Genomic DNA, 26,060 nt, shown 5'->3' on the forward strand with positions numbered 1-26,060 from the left:
CTCTTTGGAGAAGATCATGCCAAGCTGGATACAGACCGACCTCATCATCGTCACCTGCTATGGGCTGCAGCATTCCCTGCTGACGACGAAAACCGCCGTGAAGATTTTTAATAGTATTTTCCCGGAGTATTTGTGGAATATCATTTACAGCGCTATCTCAGTGACAACGCTGGTCGCGGGATTTCATTTCTGGGAAAGTTCGGGAGTGTATCTGTTTTATTTGCAGCCCGGCAGCCTGCTTTTCCATCTGAGTGTTATTACACTGGCGGCTTCTTTGTTCTTTTTCTTTTTCTGCTTCAAGTACACGACGTCGTTCTGGCAATGGTTGGGTGTCAAGCAGGTGGCAACGAAGCTGGCGGGCAAAAAAATGCCCGCGTACTACCGGGTTCGCCAGAACGGTATCAAACGCTACATTCGCTTCCCCCATCACCTGTGCCTTGTGATCCTGTTCTGGACGCATCCCGTCATGACACTGGATACGTTGTTTCTCGCCGTCGCCGCGACGGTCTACCTTTACATCGGGACTTATCACCAGGATTTACGTGGCCTCCGCATCATTGGACCGGAATGGGCTGCTTATCGGCAAGAGACGAATCTGCTGTTTCCTGCTGGCAAAGCCTTTCGGCGGCTATTCCAGGATATCCGGGCAGCCCGCGGTGATAGTGAAGAGGTGTCACCGCATGACTCGTCAGCTGTTGCGAGCATCGAAACTGGTGGAACCGACGCTAAGCCGAGCGCGAAGAAGTTCGTCTGACGAAGGAGCGGAAATCAGGATGCACGCCTGGCACGCCGCAGGGGGCAGCAGCATGCAGTCATGTAGGTTCCAATGAAGACGTCTCGGTCACGGCGGCATTAGGCTACGCTGATCCGGGCGGTTCAAGTCCAGCGATTCTGCCAAGTTTGGCTGCGTTGGCGGTGCTGGTTGCGCTGTGCATTCACTTCCTGTGGCAACGGCAAATCCTAGTTGTTCACCAGGGGTCGTGAAAACTTGAAACCTGCGCCTCACCGGTAGCACAAGCAGGCGATGAGATAGGCCGTGGTTCGAACGCTTGTAAACGACTCTGGATAACCGAATATCATGAGATCTCGCGCGATTGGACGTTCGACATTGCCCCTTGGCTTCAGGCGTCTCGTGTGGTCGAACCTGATCGCTCAAACTGCTGAGCAAATCGGTCTGGCGGCTACGCCACTTGCGGCCGTATTCGTACTGAACTCCAGTGCCGCCGAGAACGGGTATCTGCAGACAGCTCAAACGCTACCATTTCTATGCTTGTCGCTTCCGTTCGGGGTGCTGGCGGACCGCTTCTCGCGGCGCAAGCTCATGGCGCTGGCGGAGATGACGCGAGCTTGTATGCTCGCAACCATACTCGTCTGCCTCGCGGCCCATACCATCAGTCTCTTTTCGCTCGGCCTATTTTCTTTCCTGGCAGCGGCGGGGACGGTTGCCTACAACGTGTCGGCGCCGTCGCTTGTCGCATCGATTGTAAGCCGCGATGCGCTGCCTATGGCGAACGGGCGCACGGAACTCGTGCGCAGCGTTGCATATTCAGCGGGGCCGGCTCTAGGTGGGCTGCTAGGTGGCTGGATTGGTCCTGTATGGGCTTTTGGGGCAGCGGCGCTGCTGTCCGCAAGTGCGGCCGGTCTATTGTCGCGTATGGATGAGCCTCAGCGCCCCACCGGGAAGCACCGGAACGTGAGGAAGGATTTGGTGGAGGGAGCGCAATTCGTAATTGCTGAACCATTGCTACGGTCGATCATGGTGACTGCATTCTTTTTCAACATCGGGTTGTTTTCGATCTATGCGGTCTACGTTCCCTACGCTGCCCGCTGGCTTCAAATGAATCCGTCACAGATCGGGGCGACGATGGCCATGTACGGCATAGGCATGATCATTGGGGCGCTCTTTGCCAGGGTAATCACACGCAAGACCTCATTCGGTATGTCGATGGGCATTGGTCCATTGTTTGCTTGGGTAGCATCGATAGTGATGCTGATGACGATTCTGTTTCCTTCATTCTGGATCGCTTGCCTGTGCTTTTTTCTTCTTGGCTCAGGGCCGATCCTGTGGGTCATTAGCTCGACCACGCTGCGGCAGGTCGTGACGCCACCGCTCTTGCTGGGACGGGTTTCCTCGCTGATCGCGCTTGCTACCTACGGCTCGCGGCCAATCGGGACAATGATAGGTGCGACAGTCGCGCAGTTTTACAGCCAACGTGGCAGCCTTGTCGTCGCATTCGTAGCCTTTTCGATTCAGGCTGTCGTAATATTTAGATCGCCGGTGGTGAGATTGCGCGATGTTCCGGAGGCGGCTTCTGTTGGTATTTGAAAACAACCTTTACAGAGAGACGGAAAATGTGGATCGAAAAGCAGACGAGTGAATATCCATTGGTGAACGAGATATTCGGTAAATCGATGCAGGATGCAGAAAAATCTGTTCTATCAGGCAAACTGACTGCGTATTCGTTTCGTACCCCGGGAAAGCAGCTTTCGCCGGATATCTGCGAGGCGATTTACCTTGCTTTGGTACCTGTGACCACAAGTTCGTTCGGCGCAGACATGACGCCATATTGGAGATACCGTCGAGCGAACGGTTATTTCTCGAAGCTTGAGGATTTCACTGTCATCGCTGATATGGCCGGGCAGATGGTGGGGTGGACCGGGTACGCTGTGTTGCATGGGGACGACTTCGTTAATTTCTATATCGACTCAACCGGGATGGTGCCGTCCCGCCAGTTTGGTGGTGTGATGCGAGAAGTGTTACGCAACCGGCTTGGCAAGGCGTACTCGCAACATCGTGCCACGTCGCGCCTGATTCTTGCATCCGCGCGTAGTGAGAGTCCGATCTTTTACAAGTTGATGAAGAAGGTGCTTGGCGGCGATCATGTGTATCCGCGTGTTGGAGTGAACGTTCCCGCCGACGTGCTCACTTATGGCAGACATCTTGCTGCCTGGCTTGAGCAGGCCGACATTCTGGAACACGACAGTCTAATCCTCCGCAATGCCTATACGATGGTCGACGAACTCTACGACGAGTTACCGGCGACGGGCGACCCCGACCTGGATCGTCTGTTTCGGGATGAGCTTGGCCCACTCGATGCTTACTTGCTCATAGGAGTCGTATCTGACGTGATTCTTAAATCTTGACCTTTCTTGCTGCTGGGTGACGAGATATTTGGGCTCTGGTGCAAATAGGTAAGAGTGTCGAGAATGTTCTCACCTGTAGGATATCTTATCAAGCCGAAAGAACTGTATTCCATACGGTAGGCAGAGCGAAATCCTTGAGACCGATTTTAGTTAGATCGAACTGGCCCTTGCGAATGCGATGCATCAATTCGATGCCGGAGATCGTTGCCAAGGCATTTGTGAACCGTTTGAAGCCGAGCATCACGTTTGTTATCGATTTGATTGTTGATTTGTAAGGAATCCTGACCCAGGGGGGATGCGGACATTTTCTTGGACTGATTTACGTTGCTAATCCGAGGCTTTCGCGGTATTCAATGGGGCTCAAGTATCCTGACCTGCCCCCAGTATTAGTCCGAAACGGCTGTAGAGTCCGTCGTTAATATGACCGTACCCCGGAATTAGTCCCGGCGGATTCAACCGGTCACTGCAACGCGGCTTGAAGAACCTGTGCCGGGGTTTTGAACTTCAAGGTTTTTCTGGGTCTCGTGTTCAGCTTTTCCGCAATCTTGTCTAACTCCTTCTGCGAGAAGCCCGAAAGACAAGTGCCTTTCGGGAAATACTGACGCAGCAGTCCGTTAGTATTCTCGTTCGTGCCGCGCTGCCAGGGGCTGCTGGGGTCACAGAAGTAGACCGCCATATCAGTGGCAAGTGAGAACGCCTTATGCGCAGACAGTTCCTGACCTCTGTCCCAGGTAAGACTCTTCGATAACTCTCGGGGTAGTTTGTGCATCTGTCCGGCAAGAGCCTCTATCACGGTGAGTGCGCCTTTGTTCTTTACCTTGCATAACAGCGTAAATCGAGAATGTCGCTCAACAATTGTTGCGATCGCGCTGTTCAGCGAACCGACGATCAAATCACCTTCCCAGTGACCGGGTATCGCGCGATCTTCAATTTCAGCTGGACGCTCCCGAATTGAAACCGCTCCTTGAATGTTCCCGCGACTCGGCGTCTGGTGGTTTCTGGCACGCCGGAACATACGCTTCATACGAAGATGCTTTTTTAATTCTTCACGCAATACGCCACGCGTTTGAATAAAAAGGGACTTGTAGATCGTCTCGTGCGAAATACTCATGCCAACACCGGTCCCATTTTCCTGTCTCAGCCAGCCCGAAATCTGCTCAGGCGACCAATCCTGCTTCAGCAACGCGATAACCTGTCGACACAGCTTCGGATACCGGCGTAACAACAACGATTTAGGCCGCTTACATCGCTTGAAGAAAGCAGCCTCTGCATGGCAGGCGCGATACCGAGTAATGCCGCCGTTACGCGATATCTCGCGCGATATCGTCGAGGCGGACCGATTCAAGCTCTTAGCGATTGATCGCATGCTCGCACCGCTCGCTAGTTCCCGAGAAATAGTCTCTCGCTCTTCCAGCGATAAACTGCCCTGCCTGCGAATATGCTGTCGAGGCTCAATCCCGCCGTGGTAAAGCAAGTACGAATACACCGTCGCCGGTGGTTTTGCGATGTCCCGCGCAATCTCGCTCATCGGAATGCCGCCTCGCCATAAAGTCCAGATACGGGTCTTACGTGCATCCGTCATCGGGCCAAATATGCTCGCCATGACAACACCTCAGATTTTATAACAATCAATATCGGGGTGTTGCAGTGACCGGTTGAATCCGCCCCGCTCAGAAGTAGAGAAATCCGGCTTCGCGGTTACTTCTGACAACGCCGTTTCCCGCGCCTGGCGGGCGAATTCGGCAGGTGTCGCCCACTGCAATGCAGAGTGGGGACGACACTCATTATAATCCCTTCGCCACGCTTCGATTTTGCTCTTGGCGTCGTCCAGCGACAAGAACCAATGGGCATTTAGACACTCCTGCCGAAGACGGCCATTGAAGCTTTCACACTTGGCGTTATCGGTCGGCTTGCCAGGTCGGCTGAAGTCGAGTTCAGCATTATTCTCGTATGCCCATTTGTCCATCACCTTCGAAATGAACTCGCTGCCGTAGTAAATGCAGAATGGTGGTCAGCCAATCCCAGTGACTGGCATCCTTAGGTTTCTCGAGGACCACAGGAGGACACCGTGATGGCCGACACTTCCAATACTACGACTGACGTGCATTTCCTTGCAATCGATGTTGCAAAGCAATGGAACGCTGTGTTGATCGAAACCGCGACCGGTATGAAGCATCGCTTCAAGATGGCAAACTCCGCTCAGGATTTTGACCGGCTTATCCAATTCATTCAAAGCCTTGGAGGTCGGTGTAAAGGTGCACTGGAGCCGACCGGCGATTACCACCGCCCAATAGCTCATCGACTTTTGATGGCCGGTGTCGATCTTGTCAGTGTGTCTTCGGTCGCACAGGCTCGCTACCGCGAGGCCAAATTCAACTCATGGGATAAAAATGATCCCAAAGACGCCTCAGTGATTCTGGATATGCTGAAACACGGCATCGTGCAGCAATACGTTGACCCGATGATCGCTGGCAACCATGATCTGCAAGAGCTGTCCAAGACTTACTTCCAGATATCGAGGTTGCGAACACGCGTTCAGCATTCAATCATCAATCACCACGTCCCTCTGTACTTTCCGGAGATGTACAAGTACTGGAGCAGCAGCCGCAGTGAGTGGTGGATACGATTCATGCTGGAATTTCCGACGCCGGCTCATGTGCAACGGCTGACGCGAGAAGAGTTTGTAAAAGCGGCGTGGGACCTTGTCGGTCGCAAGGTCGAGAAGACCCAAAAACTAGGTGAAATCTGGGACACGTCACAACAGTCAGCTGCGCTGCCGCATCACCCAGACAGCCTAGCCGTAGAAACATTTCGACTGTCACTTCGGCAACTTCAGCACTTCAACGAAGCGCGTACGAGTTTGGAGGAGCGTGCCGAAGCGGCATTATTGAACAATGCCGACTACGAACGTTTGCGAACGTTGCCAGGTATTGGTCCGATCATCGCACTTACCATTCTCGCGGAAGCGGGTGATTTGCGCCGATTCCGCCATTATCGGCAATTCCTGAAATATTGTGGCCTTGATCTGGCCAAGCATCAGTCTGGAACGGCACGAGGTCGTGAGCAGTTGTCCAAACGTGGAAACGCGAGACTGCGCTTGGCATTTTGGATGGCAGGCACTGTGAATCGCCCCGTATTTGAACTGCCCCCCGAAAGTTGGACAGTGTAAAGTCAGCAGGCTCCCGCCCGCATCCGATAGCCAACAGGACTTAATCCACCCAGCTTGGACTTGATGCGTTGCCGGTTGTAATAGTCAATATACTCTTTCAAACCCGCGCGTAACGCATTGATGTCTGCGAACTCGTTCAGATGGAAGTACTCCGCCTTTAACGTGCCGAAGAAACTTTCCATTACCGCATTGTCGAAGCAATTTCCTTTTCGCGACATGCTTTGCGTGATACCCCGCCGTGCCAACTCAGCTTGGTACAGGGGCATTCGATAATGCCACCCCTGGTCCGAATGCAGAAGTGGCTTGGCCGTCTTCCCGCGTGCTTTCACTGTCTTTTTAAGCATCTCCATGACCATTGAGAAGTCCGGCCGAATGCTCGACTCATAGGCCACAATCTCACCATTGTAGAGGTCCAGGACTGGGGAGAGGTACAACTTTTTACCCCCAACGCTGAACTCGGTCACGTCCGTGACCCATTTCTCATTGGGTCGTGTCGCTGTGAAGTCGCGATTGAGAACGTTTGGTGCAGCTTTGCCGTATTCGCCTTTATACGACCGATATCTCTTCTTCCGTATCCTTGACTTCATTGCCAGCTCGTTCATAAGCCGCTGCACTTTCTTATGATTAACGGCCTCGCCATCATTGCGGATAGCCAGAGTAACGCGCCGATAACCATACAGGCCGCGATGCGCGGAATAGACCGATTGAATCTTTTCCTTAAGGTCATGATTCCGGTCAGGCGACTTCGCCACATTAAGTTGATAGTAAAACGTGCTGCGAGCCAATTCCGCAGCCCTGAGCAGCGGTGCCAAACAAAACTCATGCCTTAATTCATGCACTATCTTGGCTTTTTCTGCTGCGCCAATTTCTTCGCAAGAACCAAGGCATTGAATTTTTTTAGGTACGCCACCTCCGCGCGCAGACGCTCGTTCTCACTAAGCAGGTACGCGGTGTCGTCAGGCACCGTGGCTCCGGGGGACTGACTTGGGGCTGGCTTTTTTGATGGCACGAGAACGTCCTGAAACCTGGGGGGTATCGCATTTGTTACAGAACCGAGTTTTCCCTGCGCTTGTTGTTGATGCCACGTTGTGATGCTATTCGGATTTGCAATATTGTAAATAGATGCCAGTTCCAGATAGGAGAGATTTTCGGCGGCGGCACGATGCAGCACCTCAAGCTTGAGTTCTGGCGTGTAGATGCCGCGTTACCGCACCAGACCAGCTCGTCCGTGATGCTCATACGCACCCACCCATCGTCGCACCATGCTCTCTGAAATGCCAAAACGCTTTCCGAGCAGCTTGTATCCGCCTTTCCTAGCAAGGTACGCCCGGACAACCTTCATTTTAAAATCTAAATCGAACGTCCTCATCACACCCCGAGATTGGCGTCCAACTTTCGGGGGTCAGTTCATAGCCGGGGCGATTCATTACCCTCTATCTGGCCTGCTTAAGTTCGCCCGCCTTGCACGAAGCACCTTTTACTATCGAACGCAGATAGCACAGGTAAAGGACCGACACGCAGATATCAAAGCGAAGATCCAAGCCGTGTTCGCGCGGCATAAAGGACGTTACGGTTACCGCCGTATCACAGCGGCAATCCGGCGAGAGGGATCGATTATTAATCATAAGACGGTTCAGCGTCTCATGGGCGAATTGAAATTGAGATCGCTGGTCCGGATCAAAAAGTATCGCGCCTACATGGGCGAGATTGGCGAAGTCGCACCAGACATTTTAAAACGAGATTTCAAAGCGAAGCGGCCGAACGAAAAATGGGTCACCGATGTAACCGAGTTCAAAGTAGGAGATCAGAAGCTTTATCTGTCCCCGATACTTGACCTATACAACGGCGAAATAGTGTCCTACAAGGTCGCTCGTCGCCCGTTGTTTAACATGGTGGAAGCGATGCTGGAACAGGCTTGGCCGCGACTCAAGCGACGCGACCGTCCGATATTGCACTCGGATCAGGGCTGGCAATATCGTATGCCGATCTATCGTCGCAGCCTCAAGCAGCATTCGATCACGCAGAGCATGTCGCGACGCGGGAATTGCCTTGATAATGCGGCAATGGAGAGCTTCTTCGGAACACTGAAAGCGGAGTTCTATCATCTGAACTCGTTTCAAGATGTTGACGAACTGCAGCAAGGAATCGACGAATATATTCGGTACTACAACAATGACCGTATCAAATTGAAGCTAGGGGGCATGAGCCCGGTAGAATATCGAACGGGCTTGCTTTAGCCATAGAGGTGCCACTGTCCAACTTTCGGGGGTCAGTTCACATGGATGCGGACACTTGTACCCTAATAAAGAGCAGTCCCGTAAAGGACGAACCCATCGTACCTATTCCCCTGAATTTCGCGCCGACTTGGTCGCTCAAAGTCAGCAACTCGGCATGTCGTGCTCCGCCCTTGCGATCTCGCATGGCATGAATCCCAATGTACTGCGTCGTTGGATCAAAGAATCTGGGCAGACACCCGCACCGAAGAAGGCAACGCAGCACATTGATACGGTGCCGGCCTTCATCCCGTTGCCAATGGCAGTAACGTCACCTGCGCCCGAGAGCCCCTCGGTGCCGGTGCGCATCGAAGTTCAGCGCAACGGCATCACGATTGCCATTGATTGGCCTGCTGGCCGCCTGGACGACAGCGCCGCCTGGGTGCGGGAGATTTTACTGTGATCCGTATCGACGCCATCTGGCTCGCCATCGAGCCCATGGACATGCGTGCCGGCACCGAGACCGCACTGGCACGTGTGGTCAAGGTCTTCGGCGCCGCACACCCGCACCATGCCTATGTGTTTGCCAATGGCCGAGCCAATCGGATCAAGGTGCTTGTGCATGATGGATTTGGCGTGTGGCTGGCAGCCAGGCGTTTGAACACGGGCCGCTTCGTCTGGCCGCAACGTGGCGTCGGGCAACCATTGCCACTGTCCTCGGAACAACTCGCAGCACTGGTACTCGGCCTACCTTGGCAACGCCTGGGAGAAGACGCGGTCGTGCGTGTCACCTGAAGGACAATCGGCACGTGCGCCAATAGGCGAGGTCCTCTTGCCCTGGCACAATAGCGCCTATGATCGATCCGACACAACTCCAGTCCATGAGCGCAGAAGAACTGCGTGCACTGGCCGTGCAGTTGATATCGGATGTGCGTCACAAAGAGGCCGTCAACGCGAAGCTCACCCACGAGATCGCGGTACTGCGGCGTTTGCAGTTCGCCGCCAAGAGCGAGAAGTTGCCGCCCGAGCAGCGTAGCTTGCTGGACGAGGCAATCGATGCCGACCTGATTGCCGTCGAACACGAACTCGCGCACATGTCCGGGCAGCCGCCGCGCGAGACCGAGGCGAACAAGCCGCGCCGCGCGGCGCTCCCAGCAGCATTGCCGCGCGTCGTTTTACACCACGAACCCGAGTCAACGCTGTGCCAGTGCGGCTGCCAACTCAAACGCATTGGCGAGGATGTCAGCGAGAAGCTGGACTATACGCCGGGCGTGTTCACGGTCGAGCGACACATCCGGGGCAAGTGGGCGTGTGCGAAGTGCGAGACGCTGATCCAAGCCCCCGTCGACGCGCACGTCATCGATAAAGGCATTCCTACCGCGGGGCTGTTGGCCCACGTATTGGTCGCGAAATACAGCGATCATCGTGTGTTACGAACACAGCCTCCATAGCAGGAAGGAGAACTGTGGTGCTTTATTGAAGATGAGGGTTGGCCCCTCGGAGTCGGTTTGCAGGAGCAGGGCTAAAAGTGCCCAACGCCCATAAATGGAAAATCCATCCGTAACCCTTGTCAGATGAGGCTTTGGGGAGGGCGGGCGAGTCGTTACGCGGGCGAGCGTCGCGTGAAGACATGCTCGATCTGTTGCGTGCGCCGCACCTCGTCGTCGTCGAGATAGACCGAGGTCGTGGAAATCGATGCGTGCCGCAGGTTATCGCGCACGGTCGTGAGCGTTGCCCCACCGGCCAGTGCGTGTGTCGCGTGCGAGTGTCTCATCCAGTGCGGCGTGGCCTGTCGCAGTTTGTCTGCGAGAGGTGGATGGTCGGCTTCGATGGCATCGGCCGCGTCGCTAAAGAACCGGCGCAGCATCTGCCTCAGGCGCGGCGTGGTGATGCCGCACGGCTCGCCGAGGTGACCCAGTATCGGCGTATCAGGTGCCCATCGGGACGGCGTGACGGGCAAACCGCGTTGTGCCAGATACTGGTCCAGCGCGAAGCTTGCGAGTGACGGCAGGACCACCTTGCCGGGTTTCGCTCCCTTACCCGTGAGGTGAAGCCAGCGCTCACCGCGTGCGCCATGCTCGATGCCGCCGAGTGTCACACCAACCAGTTCGGCGGCCCGCAGGCCGGTCGCGTAACCGAAGTCGAGCAGAAATCGCAGGCGCTGTGCAGCCGGCACTGCCCAGCCATACGACCACTCGAGCCCGTCGGCGATCGTGCGTACCAGCTCCCATTCGCCAGTCGTAAAGGCCCGGGATCTGTCCAGTTTGCCCTTGCGGCGCGCACCACGCACCTTGAGACCCGCGAACGGATTGGCCAGCACATAACGTTGCTCGATCAGCCAGCGGAACATGGCGCCGAGCACCGACAGCGCATAGGCGATGGAATCCGACGACAGTGCCCCCGTAAACGGCCGCCATTCGGGCGACGATCGTGGCCGCGCGGGTGCAACCCAGCGAGCGCGGGGCGCGGGGTGGCGCAGGAAGGCACGCCAGGCCGCCGCATCCTCGCTGGTCAGTGACGATAACGCCTTGCCGCGTTCGACAATGCCCCACAACAGCAGCCGTTCTGCCTCGCGGCGGTAGGCGCGCTGCGTGTCACGGGCTTCGTGCCGTTCGAGCCACGCGTTGATGGCCTGCCAGTCGTTATCGGCCTCGAGCGCGCACATGGATTTCGGCGCACGAAAAAGGCCGCGCGAACCATCGACTTCGCGTGGTACGAGGATGTTTTCCCACGGCACCACACCCTCGGGGGATGTAACGGCAACCAGTGCGCGCGCCCGCTCGGTGAGCGCGGGATGAGCCGCAAAGAATGCTTCGATACAGCGTGCGCTGCGCTCGCCGAGTCCGGCCACCGGAAGCCACCAGCGCCGCCGGCGGGGGATGCGTACGGTCAGATCGGCGAGCGTATGGATACCGTGCCGATGCAGGACTGCTACAACCCGTGCCGGTAGCCAGACGTCGACCTGGTCAGAGACCTGAGGTTGTGGGATCTGCAGCGATGGCAGTATATCAAGCGCCCGGCTGGCCGCCTTGCGATAAGACTCACGTTCATCCGCGGGACACTGGAAGAGTCTGGCCACATCCTCGCGATGCCGACTGAGGGCAAATTCGACGATCTGCCGGCGAATGCGGCCGATTACGCCGCGTGCTGACGTACCGTCCCCGAGCGCTTCAGGTTGATAGCGCTCGACAGCCTCACGCGAACCCATGCCAGCGTACCACGCGCGCAGCACGGATAACGACGGGGTATCGGGAAATGTGAAGGATGGGTCTATGTTCGGCATCTTTCGATTATAGATACGACAGCGCGATGGTGTGCCAGCCAGGTGAGACGCGTTTTGCAAAACGGAAGTTTTAGTATAAAACAGAAGTCTATCGCTAATAAGCCTTAGCGATAGACATTCGAGAGCGCTCACCTCCATGTGACCGACGGACCGATTCAGACGCTGTGCCGTCGGGTAAAATGTGCGCAGCGATTGCCTTCCATTGTCTTCAGCGAAAATCTCCTCATGACCAGCACATCGCGGTCCATCAGCATTGCGCACGACCACACTCCGTCAGCACTGTCAAAAGCCCGGAAGACATTCAACTCACTGATCGGGCAGATAGGCAAACGACGCAAGCGCCTGCGCGACTGGGAAACGGTGACGCCAGTCTTCCAGAAGCAATATGTCGATGAAATTCTGCCCCTCGATAAAACGTCGGCACAGTTGCAGGCACCGGATGGCGCGCCGTCTCGACCAGGCCCATGACCAGTTGACCCAGGCTGAACGCCGCAAGGTGGCGCTCGTGATTGTCGATCTGGCGGGCGAGCTGATAGGCGGCGAAGACGACGAAGGGCAGATGAAGATCATCCACGACAGATACAGTCCAGAGAGCTACGACAGTCAGGTGGCCGCTGAGGTCGACGGGATGAAGAGCATGATCGAGACGATGTTCGGCGTTGACCTGGGAGACGATGAAGACCTGAATTCCCCGGAAGATCTGCTGCAGCGTGCGCAGGTCCATCTCCAGCAGGCCCAGGCGCAATGGGAAAGCGAGAATGTGCAACGCGATACCCGGCGTGCGAAACGGAAAAAATCATCCAGACAGCAGGCCGCCGAGGCGCGGGCACAGGAGCAGCAGGCGCAGGTCAACCTGTCCCTGCGCGAGGTTTACCGCAAACTGGCCAGCGCGTTGCATCCTGATCGTGAAACCGACCCTCAGGAGCGGGAGCGCAAGACCTGTCTGATGCAGCGTGTGAACGAGGTCTACCAGAAAAACAATCTGCTGCAGTTACTGGAACTGCAGCTTGAACTCGAGCACATTGACCAGCACGCGCTCAACGGCCTGAGTGAGGAGCGGCTGAAGCACTACAACACGATCCTGCGGGGTCAGGTGCGCGAACTCGATCAGGAAATCCTTCACGTCGAATCGGCCTTCCGGGATGCGTATGGGATGGATCCGTTCGGCCCGATATCACCCGATACGGTCCTGCGTGATCTTGCCAGCGAGATCGGGGAATTCCAGAACAACATCTGGACTCTCGAGCAGGACCTTGCAGCGTTCGAAGATGTCAGGAACCTGAAACGCTGCAAGCTCGTACGCGCCAGGCCAGAGTTCGAATTTGCACCGTTTTGATGTGGAAGGAGACGCCTGTGCTTGACTATCAGTTGCTGAAAAATCATGCCGGCATTTTGCTCGTCGGCGACTACCATTCGCTCATCGAGCTGCACGAGGTCGTCCATGACGTCAATGAACGCTCTCCCTTGATCCCGCAGGAAGAAGGGCCATTTCTAGGCCTCGCGTATGATGTGCGCAAGGTTTATGAGCAGCAGCGGGAAATCCTGCAACCGCCCGAAGGCTACGAGGAAATGGGCGTGCGCTACGGTGTGGAGATTCTCTGGCCCGTTCTCCTCGTGCAGCATCGGATGCTTCGGGTCTCACTCGGATACCTTGACCATTCCAGGCGGCATCAGGCCATCACCTACTCGCTGGAAGCGGTCATCGAGGCGGCATTGCGGGAAGACTTTGGTGCGCAGGGGCAAGCGATGGTCGATCACTGGCTACGAATCGATCCCACTGCGGACATCTTCGAAAAACTCGACAGCCGGGGCGCCATGTTCTGTTCCTGGTCGAAGGCCGAGCGGGCGGGTCGCCTGGCTTCGCTGCTGCTGAGCTTCGACTTTATGTACGACCGTTATTCCACGCCTGCGAACGGACGGCACACCCCGGAATCGATATCACCTCGCGAACTAAAGCGATGGGAAGGCGTTGAATGGCCTGACCCGAACTGGTAACCAGAAACCGCCCATGCATGCACCGGAGCGCTCGCACCGTCTGTCGATCCTCACCCGGCAGGAGATCGACGATCTCTATGGCGTGCCGCGCTTTACCGGCGAGGAGCGTCAGACGTATTTTGAACTCGACGAACCGGAGTCGCGTGCGGTCCACTCCCGCACGACACCTGTTGCCGTTCACCTGACGCTGCAGCTTGGGTACTTCCGGGCGAAGCGGCAGTTCTTCGATTACAGCCTGGAGGCGGTGCGGGAGGATCTGGACTATGTCGTGCGGCGGCACTTTCCCGAGGTAGATCCGGCTACTATCAGTCTGCCGTCCCGTCCCACACGGCGAGCCCTGAGGGACACCATTCTCGATCTGTCCGGATATCGCCTGTGCGACAGCGTAGCGCGCGAGGACCTTGAACGTCGCGCACAGCGTATCGCCATGCGCTCGACGCAACCTGTCTACCTCCTGCGCGAGATGTTGCAGTACCTGAGCCAGCAACACATCGTCGCCCCGGCCTACGCCATCCTGCAGGACATGACCGGTCGGGTCGTGACCAGCGAGCGCCAGCGCATCACTGCACTGCTGGATGAGGCGCTCACGCCAGACATCGCACACCAGATTGACGCGCTGCTGCAGGCCGACGAATCCGCCTACCGGATCACGCTTCTGAAGCGCGAACCGCGGGATTTCAGCTGGCGTGAACTGCGCGAGGAAGTGGCCCGCCGACAGTCCTTCGCCTGCCTGCACGAATTTGCCCGAAGCTTTCTCGAGCTCGCCGGCATCTCAACCGAGAGTGGCCGGTATTACGCGTCGCTCGTCCGGTACTACACCGTCTACAAGCTCGGACGCATGCCGGCGCGGGTCGCGAGACTTTATCTGCTGTGCTTTGCGTTTCACCGGTTCCGGCAGATCAACGACAACCTGATCGATGCATTCATCCATCTTGTTCGCCAGTACGAGAAGTGGGCTCGCGCTGCAGCCCAGGAGGCCATGCTCAAGGCGCAGTCTGATGCGGGTTCGCGCCTTCAGGCCGCGGGCAAGGTGCTGGGCCTGTTCGTCGACGAGACGATTGCGGATAGCACGCCGTTCTCGAAAGTTCGAAAGCAGGCCTTTGCGCTACTCGAGCGCGAGCAGTTCGAGCCGGTGTCGGGCTATCTGCGCAACGTCGCCTTTGATCGCGCCGGCTTCGAGTGGGCGCACTACGCAACGCTGTCAGCGAAAATCAAGCGCAACCTGCGGCACCTGTTCTGTGAACTTGAGTTCTCCGGTCGCATCGAGGATGCGCCGCTCCTAGAGGCCATCGCATTCCTGCATGATCTGCTGCGCAATGGCCGCTCGCTGCGGCAGGTGAAACCGGCCACGTTTCCCGTGGCGCTGATCCCGAAGAACCTGCAGCGTTATCTTTATACATCGGAGCCGGGCCGGAAGAAACAGCTCGATGTCGACCGTTATGAATTCCTCGTCTATCGGCTCCTGCGCAATGCGCTTGAAGCGGGTGACGTGTACGGCGAGGACAGCACGGAGTATCGCCGGTTCGAGGACGATCTGATCAGCGATGTCCGTTGGGAACAGAAGGACGCGCTGCTCAGGGACATCGGCGCGCCGGTTCTGCTCGCGCCCATCGAACAGACCCTGACGATGTTCCACGATGCAATCGACGCCAGCTTCAAACGCGTCAACGAGCGTATCGACAGCGGCGAGAACACGCACATCAACATCGGCCAGCGCAAGGGCGTGCGCCGGTGGACGCTGCTCTACCCTGAAATCGACGAAACGGTCAACGGATCGTTTTACGGCCAGTTGCCAGGCGTGAGCATCGCCAATCTGTTGTGGTTCGTCGCGGGCCGTACGGATTTCCTGAAGGCATTCACTCATGTGCTCGAACGTAACGCACGCCAGGATGCCGATCCACGTGAAATACTCGCCTGCGTGGTCGCCATGGGCACGAACATGGGGCTGCGCCGGATGGCCGAAGTCTCGGGCCTGAGCTACGCGAGCCTGCTCACCGCCGCCAGGAACTACCTGCGCCCGGAAACCCTGCATGGGGCCAACGATGCGATCAGCAACGCCACGGCCAGCCTGCCGGCGTTCCGGCTGTTCGACATCCGCGACGAGATTCATTCGAGCAGCGATGGACAGCGTTTCGAAACGCAGATCGACACGTTCAACGCCCGATACTCGCCAAAGTACTTCGGTCTGGACAAGGGCGTGAGCGCCAGCACGCTGGTCGCCAATCATGTACCGGCCAATGCGACCATCATCGGCACACACGAGCACGAATCCCATTACGTATTCGACCTGCTCTACAACAACACGTCCGACATCCAGCCCGATCGCCACTCGACCGACACGCATGGCACGAATCAGGTCAATTTCTTCACGCTGTTCACGTTCGGCTACCAGTTCGCGCCGCGCTATCGCAATCTGCACAAAAAGATCGATCGCCTGGTCGCCCGTCACCCGCCGGGTCATTACAATGAAGACTGGCTGATCCGGCCGTCGCGCAGGTCCGACGACGAACTGATTATCCGCGAGTGGCCCAACATCCAGCGCATCATGGCCTCGCTCGCGCAGAAGAATGTGACGCAGGCAACCATCGTACGCAAGCTCAGCAATTATGCCCGCCAGAACCAGACAAAGAAGGCGCTGTGGGAACTCGACAATCTGTGCCGCACGCTCTACATTCTGGAATTCATCGATGATGTCGGGTTGCGCCAGAGTGTGCAGAAAGCCCTGAACCGCGGCGAAGCCTATCACCGCCTGCGCCGTGCGATTGCCTTCGTCAACGCTGGCAGGTTTCGCGTGCAGACAGAGGCTGAACAGCAGATCTGGAATGAATGCTCGCGGTTGATTGCCAATGCGATCATTCACTACAACACGGCATTGCTTTCGCGGGTGTACGAGCAGAAGCGCGCCGCGAGCGACGATGCCGCAATGGCGCTGATCGCCAGCATGTCGCCCGTCGCCTGGCAGCACATCAACCTGTTCGGGGCATTCGAGTTCACGCCGGGCGGTGCCAACGTCGACATCGATGCGCTGGCCGCGTTCTATGCCGATCCAGCGTGGTGGAGCAGGATTGCCCGGCCGGGGCAGACACGGCCGGACGTATAGCTGCCATGCGCAGCATTCGCCCCACGGGAAGTCCGGCGGACCGATCACGGAGAATCGCATGGGTGAGGCAAAACGCCGGGCAAACGAGGCTGCTGCATCGATTACACCGCAACAGCGGGAGCTCGCTGAGCGCATCGACGCGCAGATGCAACGTTTCCAGGCCGCAGGGCTGGACGAAGCGGAGATCATGGCGGCAATGGTCGACCATATGCCTGACTTCCATCGCCTGATGACGGAGCTGGAAAACGCCGCCATCAATCTTCTGGCGCGTGAGTTTGCCGGCTTCTATCGCTATGCGAAAATCGTTGAAACGGTTGCCTCAGGTATTGCAACGGGGCAGATTCAGGTGCCCGGCAAGGAGCGAAGATTTGCCGACGAGCACCGGATCGCCGCCGCGATCGACCAGCGCGTGCGTCAACTTGAAGCAAACGGCATCCGCGGCGCAGCCTGCTTGCGCATATGGCTGCCTATACGCCCGAGCTGCAACGGCTCTGGAACACCACCTCCAACGAACTGCTCGTGTCGCTGTGCCAGACGTACCCAGGCCTGTACCGCTATGGCGAGCTCTTCGAGCAGGCATGGCTCAAGGATGCCGGCAGGACAAAGTCCGGACAGGAGCTGCCTGATTCCATCAAGCCCACCGTCCTGCGCCTTCTCTCGGACGGCGCGACGCTCGAGCGCGAGTTCCAGACGATTCTCGATGCCCGTCCGCAGCGCGATCTCTGGGTGAAGGCCGAACTGCTGGAGCACACCTGGCAGCAGTGGACCACCTTGCTTGCGCAATTGCCTGCCCTGTTGCTGCAGGCCGATGTCCCGGAAGTCTCCCGGGAAACGATGCGCGCCATCTTTGAGCCCATGGCGCTGCGGATCGAAAACCTTCGCACCCAGGTTCAGCGCCCGTAAACCCGATACGTCCTCCCGAAAGCCTTGTCTGGCAGGAGGTACAGGGGGATTTTCCATTTATGGGCGTTGGGCACTTTTAGCCGGGGAGGACGTCGGTGGCCTGGCAGTGAGCAATAAATAATTGACTGACCGGTTAGTCAGTTATAGTATCGAGCTTATTTTCCTTTGTTTCAAGGACGGGGTTCCCATGCAAAGGGTTTCGATAGTTGTATCCAGTCTGGTCTGCATAGCACTGACAGGTTGCGACGGACAGAAGCAGGGGTCTGCACCACCACAGCCAGTACGTGCCCTACAGGTAACGCTGACTCGATATGAAAACGTGGCACATATATCAGGCGAGGTTGCTGCGAGACTCCAGGCCGATCTTGCTTTCCGGATTGAAGGGCGGGTGATTGAGCGGCTGGTTGATGTCGGGAGCCGGGTGCATAAAGGCGAAGTGCTGGCCCGACTTGATGACGTTGAAAAAAGTGCAGACGTGGAGGTTGCGCAGGCGTCACTTCGTGCTGCCGACGCCAAACTCAAGCTGAAGCAAAGAACCTTCAGTCGTGATCAGAAGTTACTCGCGTCCCGGGCAATTTCTCAGGCCGAATGGGATCAAGCGCGCCAAGACTTCAGCAGCGCACAGGCGGGGTGGATTAGCGCGCAGTCTGCACTCAATACGGCAAACGATGCACTGACTTATACGGTACTCAGAGCTGATGCGGATGGGATTATCGTCTCGCGACAGCTGGAAGTTGGCCAAGTCGTTGCGTCGGCCCAGACCGTGTTCACCCTCGCTCATGACGGCTTACGCGATGCCGTGTTTGAGGTGCCAGAGGCTCTGTTAGCCACCGAGCAGCCGGGAGATACCATTGATGTGGGATTGCTTTCAACGGCTTCTTCTACCGTAACAGCCAAGGTGCGGGAAGTTGCGCCGTTGCTCGATGAGACACGCGGTACCGTTAGAGTGAAAGCCACGCTACCCGCGACAGTAATGTGGCCGCTCGGCGCACCGGTTGTCGGCGACTTTGCACTAAATGAAGCTCAGGGCATTTTACTGCCACCCGGCGCGCTGACCTCAATTCAGGGTAGACCCGCCGTGTGGCTCATAGATAAAGAAAAAGATGTCGTTTCTCTTCAGGCTATTACGGTTTCGCGTTACCGCTCCCACGACTTGGTAGTTACGTCGGGATTAACGCCAGGGGCGTGGGTCGTCACCGAAGGCGGGAAGTTTCTGATAGCAGGTCAGCGCGTTTCTCTGGACCAAAAGTAGATGAACAGATATCCATGGTTTTTTCTGTGTCCGCTGGCCTTGTTGCTGGCAACTGTCACGGGATGCGACGATAAAACTTCCGTTCCCTCAACATCGCGCTATGTACTTTCCGCGACCGTCCTCGCTGAGTCGGTCGGAGGCATGAGCCTCGCTGGCACGGTGCAACCTCTCGTTACATCACCACTTTCCTTCCAGACTCCGGGGCGGGTCGTGTCACGTCATGTGGTAGTGGGAGATGTAGTTAATGCCGGGGAGGTGCTTGCCGAAATCGATCCTCTTTCGCTGGAGTTTTCGGAACAAAGCGCGAGGGCTAGCCTTCAGGATGCGCAAGCCAAGCTTCAAAATGCCCTTAATAGTGCCAAACGGCAACGCAGTCTTGCCGCCGCACGGGTTACGAGCGTTGAAGAACTGGAGGAGGCCGAACAGAACTTGACAGCGACTCAGGCCGCGGTGGAAGAGGCCCAGGCCATGCTCCGTAAAGCCGGTAAGCAGCTGAGCTACGCGCAATTGAAATCGCGCTTTAACGGCGTGATCACCTCAGTAGCCGTTGAAACCGGACAAACTGTCGCAGCAGGTCAAACCGTCTTTCAGGTTGCCGGCTTGGGGGCGCGGGACGCCGTGGTTGATGTGCCTGAAGCAGAGTTAAAAGGTGTTGATCTCGGGCATAAGTTCGAAGTCTCGTTGCAAATGGATTCCACCATAAAATGGACGGGTCAATTGAGGGAAATTGCGCCTGCGGCGGATTCGACAACGCGCTTACGCCGGGTCAAGATCGCTATAAATGATGCCCCGCTGGCATTTCGTTTAGGTACCGTTGTGACCGTTTCCCCCGTGATAACGAAAAATGCGGACAAGGCTGTGATCGTTCCTGCGACCGCTGTCTTTGAACGTCAACAGGCGTACTTTGTTTGGGTTATTGACCCATCTTCCCTGACCGTCAACTTGAGAAACATCCAGCTAATGCATTTAAGCCACGCAGGCTCGGTTCGTGTACTAGGCGGGCTCAGGGAAGGTGAGCAAATTGTTGCAGCCGGAGTGAACAGTCTAAAACCGGGGCAAAAAATCCGCATCGAGAGGACGTCTACGCTGTGAACAAATTTAATCTTTCTGACTGGGCGCTCGAGCATCGCTCTCTGGTTTGGTATTTCATCATTATTTCGGCAGTGATTGGTTTCTTTTCGTATCAAAAACTGGGAAGAGAAGAAGACCCAGCCTTTACGATCAAAACTATGGTCATACAGGCCCAGTGGCCAGGGGCGACTGCGGAAGAAATGACAACGCAGATAACAGACCGTATCGAGAAGAAGCTACAGGAAATTGATACCTTAGACCATACCCGTAGCCAGACAACGGCAGGGCAAACTATCATCTTCGTCGATTTGAAGGAAGAAACGCCCTCGAAGGACGTTCGCGCAGTTTGGCAGCGGGTTCGAAATATGATGGCGGATATTCAGAGCGATTTCCCCGCTGGTATACAGGGGCCTTTTCTAAACGATCGCTTCGATGATGTGTTTGGCAATATCTATGCTTTTACCAGTGACGGTATTAGCATGCGTCAGTTGCGCGATTATGTTAATGAAGTACAAAAGAAAGTACTGACGATTCCCAATGTCGGCAAAGTTGATATTCTCGGAGCTCAGGATGAAGTCATTTATCTTGAGTTCAATCCCCGAAAAACCGCGGAACTGGGAGTGAGCCGGAGTGAGGTTATTACTGCGCTACAGGCACAGAACGCCGTTACGGCATCCGGGTTTATCGAAGCTGGTTCGGACCGGATCGCGCTGAGGGCTGATGGCGGATTTGCTTCTGAACAAAGTCTGCGGCAAATTAACCTACATATTAATAATCGGTTTTTTCCTCTCACCGATGTAGTCAATATTACTCGTGGATATGTAGATCCGCCGACTTCACTGTTTCGCTACAACGGTAAAGCAGCGATTGCGCTGGCGGTGTGCATCAAGTCGGGCAGTAATTTGTTAGTGTTTGGGCACGCGCTGGACCAGATGATGGGCAATATTGCGCACGAACTGCCTGCTGGCGTGTCTGTTTCAAAAGTTTCTGATCAGCCCGCTATTGTGGATGACGCGGTCTCAGGATTTACCCGTGCACTATTTGAGGCCGTCGTTATTGTGCTGGCGATCAGTTTCATCAGCCTGGGTGTCCGAGCCGGCCTGGTGGTCGCCATTTCGATTCCGCTGGTGCTGGCCATTACTTTCTTGGTGATGTATTACGCAGGTATTTCGTTGCAACGCATCTCGCTGGGCGCATTAATCATTTCATTAGGGCTGTTAGTCGACGATGCGATGATCGCCACGGAGATGATGGTAGCCCGCCTAGAAGTGGGCGACAGCCTCAGAAAGGCGGCCACGCATGTATATACCTCAACGGCGTTTCCGATGTTGACGGGAACGCTGGTCACTGTGGCCAGCTTTATTCCTGTAGGATTCAACGCCAGCAATGCGGGCGAATTCCTCTATACGCTGTTTGTTGTCATTGCCGTATCGCTAATAGTTTCATGGGTCGTGGCGGTGTTGATTGCGCCACTTCTGGGCGTGGCGCTGCTGCCAAAAACGATCGAAAAAAAAGCGGAGCATAAAAGCCGCGCCGATAAGGCCTTTTCTCGCATGTTGCACTGGTGCCTCGCTCATCGGTGGCTGACAATTGGAGGCGCATGTGCGGCATTTATTCTTTCAGTTCTAGGCATGTCGCTGGTTCAGCATCAGTTTTTCCCGAGTTCTGACCGCCCCGAGTTGATTGTTGACTGGAATCTGCCGCAAAACAGTTCGATCGAAGAAACGGGTCGTCAAATGGCGCAGTTTGAGCGGGAGGAGCTACAAAACAACCCGGATGTGGATCACTGGTCGAGCTATGTCGGTACCGGCGCTCCGCGGTTTATCTTATCGTTTGACGTGCAGCCTTCGTCGTTGTCTTTTGGCCAGACGGTGATTGTGGCGAAAGACATCAAAGCACGGGACCGTTTGCAAATAAAGTTCCGGACCTACTTAGCCCACACCTTTCCTGGCACCGATGCCTACGTCAAATTGAATCGCCCCGTATTTTGAGGAGGCACCAATTCTTGAGAGAATAGTGCCATGACCAAGACAAACAAATTTTCCCCAGAGATGCGCGAGCGTGCCGTGCGCATGGTGCAAGAGCACCGCAGCGAGTATCCGTCGTTGTGGGCGGCGGTCGAGTCCATCGCGCCGAAGATAGGCTGTGTGCCGCAGACGCTGTTGGATTGGGTGAAGCGCGACGAGGTCGACAAGGGACAGCGCGAAGGCCTGTCCAGCGACGAACGGGAGCGTATGAAGGAGCTGGAGCGCGAGGTCAAGGAACTGCGCCGCGCCAACGATATTTTAAAGACGGCCAGCGCGTTTTTCGCGCAGGCGGAGCTCGACCGCCGCTTGAAGTCGTGAAGGCGTATATCGACCGCCATCGCGATGCATACGGGGTCGAGCCCATTTGCAAAGTCTTGCAGATTGCCCCGTCTTGCTACAGACGCCATGCGGCTCGGCAGCGCAACCCGGCGCTGCGGTGTGAGCGGGCTCAGCGCGACGACGTGCTGATGACGGAGATTGAGCGCGTCTGGAACGCGAATTGGCAGGTTTATGGTGCCGACAAGGTCTGGAAGCAGCTGAACCGCGAGGGCATCCGTGTGGCGCGCTGTACGGTCGAACGGCTGATGAGGCGTCGAGGTTTGCAAGGCGCGCGACGCGGCAAGACTGTGCGCACCACGACGCCGGACACATCCGCGCCATGCCCGTTTGATCGGGTTCAACGCGTGTTCAGAGCGCAGCGCCCGAACCAGCTATGGGTGTCGGACTTTACCTATGTCTCGACCTGGCAAGGATGGGTGTATGTCGCGTTCGTCATTGATGTCTTCGCGCGGCGCATTGTCGGTTGGCGATTGAGCCGCACGATGCGCACGGACTTCGTTCTTGATGCCTTGGAACAAGCGTTATATGACCGTCAGCCTGCTGCGTCGGATGCTCTCGTACATCATTCGGATAGGGGGTCGCAATACGTATCCATTCGATACACCGAGCGACTCGCTGAGGCCGGCATTGAACCGTCGGTTGGCAGTCGCGGCGACAGTTACGATAATGCGCTCGCTGAGACCATCAACGGCTTGTACAAAACGGAACTGATTCACCGTCGAGCGCCGTGGAAAACGAGGGAATCGCTAGAGCTGGCTACGCTGCAATGGGTACACTGGTTCAACCATATTCGATTGCTCGAACCCATCGGGTACATCCCACCGGCAGAAGCTGAAGCAAATTACTGGCGTAAAATCGCCCACGAGTCCCAGGAAGCTGTTTTAACTTAACCCAACCCGCCTCCTCGATAGCCGGGGCGATTCAAATTCCTGGACATCGGCCCGCCAGTCGGTAAGCCGGTGCAGTACAGGGTGTCTGGACCGGATATTCAAGAGGTACGCAGCGAAGCACACAAGCTCGCCGCAATCCTGAGACAGGATCCTGCGCTGAACAACCTTGCCTTTGACTGGAATGAGCCTGCCCGGGTGGTCAAGGTCAACGTCCTGCAGGATAAGGCACGCCAGATGGGTGTCTCATCGCAGGCTATCGCTCAAGCAATGAACGCCCTGGCAGGTGGTGAAGCGATCACGCAGGTTCGTGACGATATCTATCTGATAAATGTATTGTGGCGTGGGCAAGCAAAAGACCGTGGCTCCGTCGATGCGTTGCGGGATCTACAGCTTGATGGCGCCAACGGTCAGCAGATACCTTTATCCTCTGTTGCCACCTTTAGCTATCAGCTTGAGCAACCGACCATCTGGCGGCGTGACCGCGCGGCCACTATTACGCTGAAAGCGGGCGTGACCGGTGACATTCAACCGGCCACTATTGTGCAACGCCTTGCGCCCAAAGTAGAGGCGTTCCGGCAGGGCCTACCTCAGGGATATTCTGTCGAGACGGGCGGTGCGGTCGAGGAGAGCGCCAAGGCGCAGGCACCGATAGCGCAAGTGGTGCCCGTCATGCTGTTTGTTATTGCCACCATTTTGATGATTCAGTTGCAAAGTTTCCATCGGCTGTTTTTGGTCTTTTCCGTCGCACCGCTGGCGTTAATAGGCGTGGTCGCTGCATTGCTGCTCAGTCACGCTCCGCTGGGTTTCGTGGCGATTTTGGGGGTGCTAGCGCTGGTCGGCATTCTGATCCGCAACTCGGTAATCCTTGTCGTGCACATCGACACGTTGAGGAGCGAGGGAGTATCGCCCTGGCAGGCCGTTATACAGGCAACCGAACATCGCATGCGCCCTATCATGTTAACGGCCGCCGCCGCCACGCTTGCGCTGATCCCTATTGCGCAGGAAATATTCTGGGGGCCGATGGCGTATGCCATGATGGGTGGCATCATTATTGGGACCGTCCTGACACTGTTATTTCTTCCCGCGCTCTACGTCACCTGGTTCAAAATCCCTCAACAGGAAAAAACAGAATGACACATTCGCTGATGCATGCCAGCTCGAAAAAAAGCCCCTTTTTACATTGAATCAGGTAGCTAAGGCATGAGTTATTTTATTTTCCCCCGAACCCTGCGCTTATATCTTCGTGCTCTGACGCCGGTCGCAGCGTTAGTGTTTGCCTACTCTTTAGCAGGTTGCACGTTAGCGCCGGAGTATCATCGCCCCGTCGCACCGGTGCCGGCTGCATGGCCTGTCAGGACTACAACGGACGTATCAGAAACGTCCGTCGCGGCGATAACTTGGCAAATGCTATTCGTAGATCCCAAGCTACGGCAGGTCGTGCAGTTAGCTCTGGATAACAACCGTGATTTGAAAATTGCGGTTTTGAATATAGAGAAGGCCCAGGCACAGTACCGGATTCAGCGCGCGGCGCTGATGCCTCAGGTAGGAGTAGCGGGAGCAGAACAAGCCCAGCGAACGCCAGCTTCGGTCTCCTACATCGGTATTGGGGGCGTGACCCGCGCTTACAGTCTTGATGTCGGTATCAGCGCCTATGAGCTCGATCTTTTCGGGCGCATCCGTAGTCTGAAGGAGGAGGCTGAGCAGGAATACCTGTCGACCGCCTGGTCGCGACAAGCTACGCAGATAAGCCTGATCGCCGAAGTGGCGGAAAGCTATTTGTCACTGGCAGCCGATAAGGATCTCCAGCATCTGGCACGGGATACATTGCGCAGTCGCCAAGCAGCATATGAATTGCAGCAGAGCTTGAGTAGCTTCGGTAAATCCTCTGAACTGCCGATGCATCAGGCTGAAAGTGCACTGGAAAGTGCTCGTTACCAGTCATTCCTTGTCGATAAGCAGGTGATGTCAGACAGCAATGCGCTGGCTTTACTGATAGGCACACCTTTACCCGAGAGCCTGTTGCCTTCAACAGGGTCATTAGCCGATATGATTAGCAACAAGCCTTTATCTGCAGGACTTCCTTCTGATTTGTTACAACAACGCCCTGACATCGTTTCAACGGAACACAGTCTGCTCGCCGCTAATGCTGATATAGGGGCAGCACGTGCGGCGCTCTTCCCCAGTATTAGCCTGACAACCTCTACGGGGCGCGCGAGCAACGCTTTAGGGGAACTTTTTGGCGCGGGCGGGCGCAGTTGGATCTTCGCACCGCAGGTTAATGTTCCTATTTTCAGCGGGGGGCGGCTGAAGGCCCAATTAGCGACATCCAAAGTTGAACGTGATATCGCGGTGGCAGAATATGAGAAAGCTATTCAGACCGCGTTCCGTGAAGTCTCGGATGCGCTTGCAGAACGCAACGTTGTGGATGATGAGATCCAGGCGCAACAGAAGAATGTCCAGGCCGCTCAGGCAGCATTTGACTTCGTTCAGATTCAGCATACCAACGGCGCAATCGACTATCTGAACGTACTGGATGCGCAGCGAACGTTATTCACCGCGCAACAATCTCTAATTCAGAGCAGGCTTTCGCAGCAAAATAGTCTTATTACCCTTTACAAGGCTCTCGGCGGTGGATGGGAGCGTGAAGCCGTAGAGTTAAAACAATAGGAATGCG

At 56.2% G+C, this 26,060-nt stretch carries 18 protein-coding genes, 6 pseudogenes and 1 other annotated feature; of the genes and pseudogenes, 19 read left to right on the forward strand and 5 right to left on the reverse strand.

Features of this window, described 5'->3' with window-relative positions; genetic code table 11:
* Positions 1-16 precede the first annotated feature (16 nt).
* The 3 genes from SJQ66_RS13370 to SJQ66_RS13380 all read left to right on the forward strand — a co-directional run bounded on the left by SJQ66_RS13370 (position 17) and on the right by SJQ66_RS13380 (position 3,144).
* Positions 17-754 (forward strand): hypothetical protein, encoded by a 738-nt coding sequence (locus SJQ66_RS13370; protein ID WP_320534430.1) that lies wholly within the window; start codon positions 17-19, stop codon positions 752-754.
* 324 nt (positions 755-1,078) lie between these two features.
* Positions 1,079-2,326 carry an MFS transporter gene (locus SJQ66_RS13375; RefSeq protein ID WP_320534431.1) on the forward strand — a complete coding sequence of 416 codons (1,248 nt, stop codon included), beginning with the start codon at positions 1,079-1,081 and terminating at the stop codon, positions 2,324-2,326.
* Positions 2,323-3,144 carry a hypothetical protein gene (locus SJQ66_RS13380; protein WP_320534432.1) on the forward strand — a complete coding sequence of 274 codons (822 nt, stop codon included), beginning with the start codon at positions 2,323-2,325 and terminating at the stop codon, positions 3,142-3,144. Before SJQ66_RS13375 ends, SJQ66_RS13380 begins: the two co-directional genes overlap by 4 nt.
* 88 nt (positions 3,145-3,232) lie before the next feature.
* On the opposite strand, the pseudogene SJQ66_RS29890 reads toward SJQ66_RS13380, so the two are convergent.
* The 3 genes and pseudogenes from SJQ66_RS29890 to SJQ66_RS13395 all read right to left on the reverse strand — a co-directional run.
* Positions 3,233-3,406 (reverse strand): annotated as a pseudogene (locus SJQ66_RS29890) (IS6 family transposase); the annotation flags it as partial.
* 198 nt (positions 3,407-3,604) lie between these two features.
* Positions 3,605-4,747, reverse strand: a complete 1,143-nt coding sequence (locus SJQ66_RS13390; RefSeq protein WP_320534433.1) for an IS30 family transposase — start codon at positions 4,745-4,747, stop codon at positions 3,605-3,607.
* A 123-nt stretch (positions 4,748-4,870) separates the two neighbouring features.
* Positions 4,871-5,134, reverse strand: a pseudogene (locus tag SJQ66_RS13395) (integrase core domain-containing protein); the annotation flags it as partial.
* Between the two features lie 81 nt (positions 5,135-5,215).
* Between SJQ66_RS13395 and SJQ66_RS13400 the strand changes: the two are divergent.
* Positions 5,216-6,313 carry an IS110 family RNA-guided transposase gene (locus SJQ66_RS13400; protein WP_320534434.1) on the forward strand — a complete coding sequence of 366 codons (1,098 nt, stop codon included), beginning with the start codon at positions 5,216-5,218 and terminating at the stop codon, positions 6,311-6,313.
* Between the two features lie 2 nt (positions 6,314-6,315).
* Here the strand turns inward: SJQ66_RS13400 and SJQ66_RS13405 are convergent.
* Positions 6,316-7,682, reverse strand: a pseudogene (locus tag SJQ66_RS13405) (IS3 family transposase).
* Between SJQ66_RS13405 and SJQ66_RS13410 the strand changes: the two are divergent.
* The 4 genes and pseudogenes from SJQ66_RS13410 to SJQ66_RS13425 form a co-directional block, all read left to right on the forward strand.
* Entirely contained in the window at positions 7,588-8,550 is a 963-nt protein-coding gene (locus tag SJQ66_RS13410) for an IS3 family transposase (protein WP_320534435.1), read from the forward strand. The pseudogene SJQ66_RS13405 and the gene SJQ66_RS13410 sit on opposite strands and share 95 nt — an antisense overlap.
* 55 nt (positions 8,551-8,605) lie before the next feature.
* Positions 8,606-8,989 (forward strand): transposase, encoded by a 384-nt coding sequence (locus SJQ66_RS13415; RefSeq protein ID WP_320534436.1) that lies wholly within the window; start codon positions 8,606-8,608, stop codon positions 8,987-8,989.
* Positions 8,986-9,321, forward strand: coding sequence for an IS66 family insertion sequence element accessory protein TnpB (gene tnpB, locus SJQ66_RS13420; RefSeq protein ID WP_176026082.1), 336 nt, complete (start codon positions 8,986-8,988; stop codon positions 9,319-9,321). Before SJQ66_RS13415 ends, tnpB begins: the two co-directional genes overlap by 4 nt.
* A 59-nt stretch (positions 9,322-9,380) precedes the next feature.
* A pseudogene (locus tag SJQ66_RS13425) lies at positions 9,381-9,968 on the forward strand (IS66 family transposase zinc-finger binding domain-containing protein); the annotation flags it as partial.
* A gap of 161 nt (positions 9,969-10,129) precedes the next feature.
* On the opposite strand, the gene SJQ66_RS13430 reads toward SJQ66_RS13425, so the two are convergent.
* A complete protein-coding gene (locus SJQ66_RS13430; RefSeq protein ID WP_320533703.1) occupies positions 10,130-11,809 on the reverse strand; it encodes a site-specific integrase in 1,680 nt (559 codons plus the stop codon).
* 225 nt (positions 11,810-12,034) lie between these two features.
* Between SJQ66_RS13430 and SJQ66_RS13435 the strand changes: the two genes are divergently transcribed.
* The 11 genes and pseudogenes from SJQ66_RS13435 to SJQ66_RS13485 all read left to right on the forward strand — a co-directional run bounded on the left by SJQ66_RS13435 (position 12,035) and on the right by SJQ66_RS13485 (position 26,053).
* A complete protein-coding gene (locus tag SJQ66_RS13435; protein ID WP_320533704.1) occupies positions 12,035-12,277 on the forward strand; it encodes a hypothetical protein in 243 nt (80 codons plus the stop codon).
* Positions 12,249-13,145 carry a J domain-containing protein gene (locus SJQ66_RS13440; RefSeq protein ID WP_320533705.1) on the forward strand — a complete coding sequence of 299 codons (897 nt, stop codon included), beginning with the start codon at positions 12,249-12,251 and terminating at the stop codon, positions 13,143-13,145. The genes SJQ66_RS13435 and SJQ66_RS13440 overlap by 29 nt, the downstream gene beginning before the upstream one ends.
* A gap of 17 nt (positions 13,146-13,162) precedes the next feature.
* Complete coding sequence (locus SJQ66_RS13445) at positions 13,163-13,804, forward strand: DUF6904 family protein (protein WP_320533706.1); 642 nt, start codon at positions 13,163-13,165, stop codon at positions 13,802-13,804.
* Between the two features lie 13 nt (positions 13,805-13,817).
* Positions 13,818-16,904 carry a Tn3 family transposase gene (locus SJQ66_RS13450; protein ID WP_320533707.1) on the forward strand — a complete coding sequence of 1,029 codons (3,087 nt, stop codon included), beginning with the start codon at positions 13,818-13,820 and terminating at the stop codon, positions 16,902-16,904.
* A 459-nt stretch (positions 16,905-17,363) separates the two neighbouring features.
* Positions 17,364-17,807, forward strand: a complete 444-nt coding sequence (locus SJQ66_RS13455; protein WP_320533708.1) for a hypothetical protein — start codon at positions 17,364-17,366, stop codon at positions 17,805-17,807.
* 187 nt (positions 17,808-17,994) lie between these two features.
* Positions 17,995-19,059: an efflux RND transporter periplasmic adaptor subunit gene (locus SJQ66_RS13460; protein WP_320534528.1), complete on the forward strand. Its 1,065-nt coding sequence runs from the start codon at positions 17,995-17,997 to the stop codon at positions 19,057-19,059.
* Positions 19,060-20,151 carry an efflux RND transporter periplasmic adaptor subunit gene (locus tag SJQ66_RS13465; RefSeq protein ID WP_320534437.1) on the forward strand — a complete coding sequence of 364 codons (1,092 nt, stop codon included), beginning with the start codon at positions 19,060-19,062 and terminating at the stop codon, positions 20,149-20,151.
* Positions 20,148-22,103 (forward strand): annotated as a pseudogene (locus tag SJQ66_RS13470) (efflux RND transporter permease subunit); the annotation flags it as partial. The gene SJQ66_RS13465 and the pseudogene SJQ66_RS13470, both read left to right, overlap by 4 nt.
* Positions 22,104-22,151: 48 nt before the next feature.
* Positions 22,152-23,386 (forward strand): IS3 family transposase gene (locus SJQ66_RS13475; RefSeq protein WP_320534438.1). Its coding sequence is split into 2 segments (ribosomal slippage): positions 22,152-22,440 and positions 22,440-23,386, totalling 1,236 coding nucleotides; the frame shifts between segments, so codons are not numbered across the junction.
* Positions 22,430-22,546, forward strand: a sequence feature (AL1L pseudoknot). Its footprint overlaps the gene before it by 117 nt.
* Positions 23,387-23,419: 33 nt before the next feature.
* Positions 23,420-24,520 (forward strand): annotated as a pseudogene (locus SJQ66_RS13480) (efflux RND transporter permease subunit); the annotation flags it as partial.
* Positions 24,521-24,586: 66 nt separating this feature from the next.
* Positions 24,587-26,053, forward strand: a complete 1,467-nt coding sequence (locus SJQ66_RS13485; RefSeq protein WP_320534439.1) for an efflux transporter outer membrane subunit — start codon at positions 24,587-24,589, stop codon at positions 26,051-26,053.
* Positions 26,054-26,060 lie beyond the last annotated feature (7 nt).

Origin of the sequence: Robbsia andropogonis, assembly GCF_034047095.1 — a bacterium.
Classification (GTDB): domain Bacteria; phylum Pseudomonadota; class Gammaproteobacteria; order Burkholderiales; family Burkholderiaceae; genus Robbsia; species Robbsia andropogonis.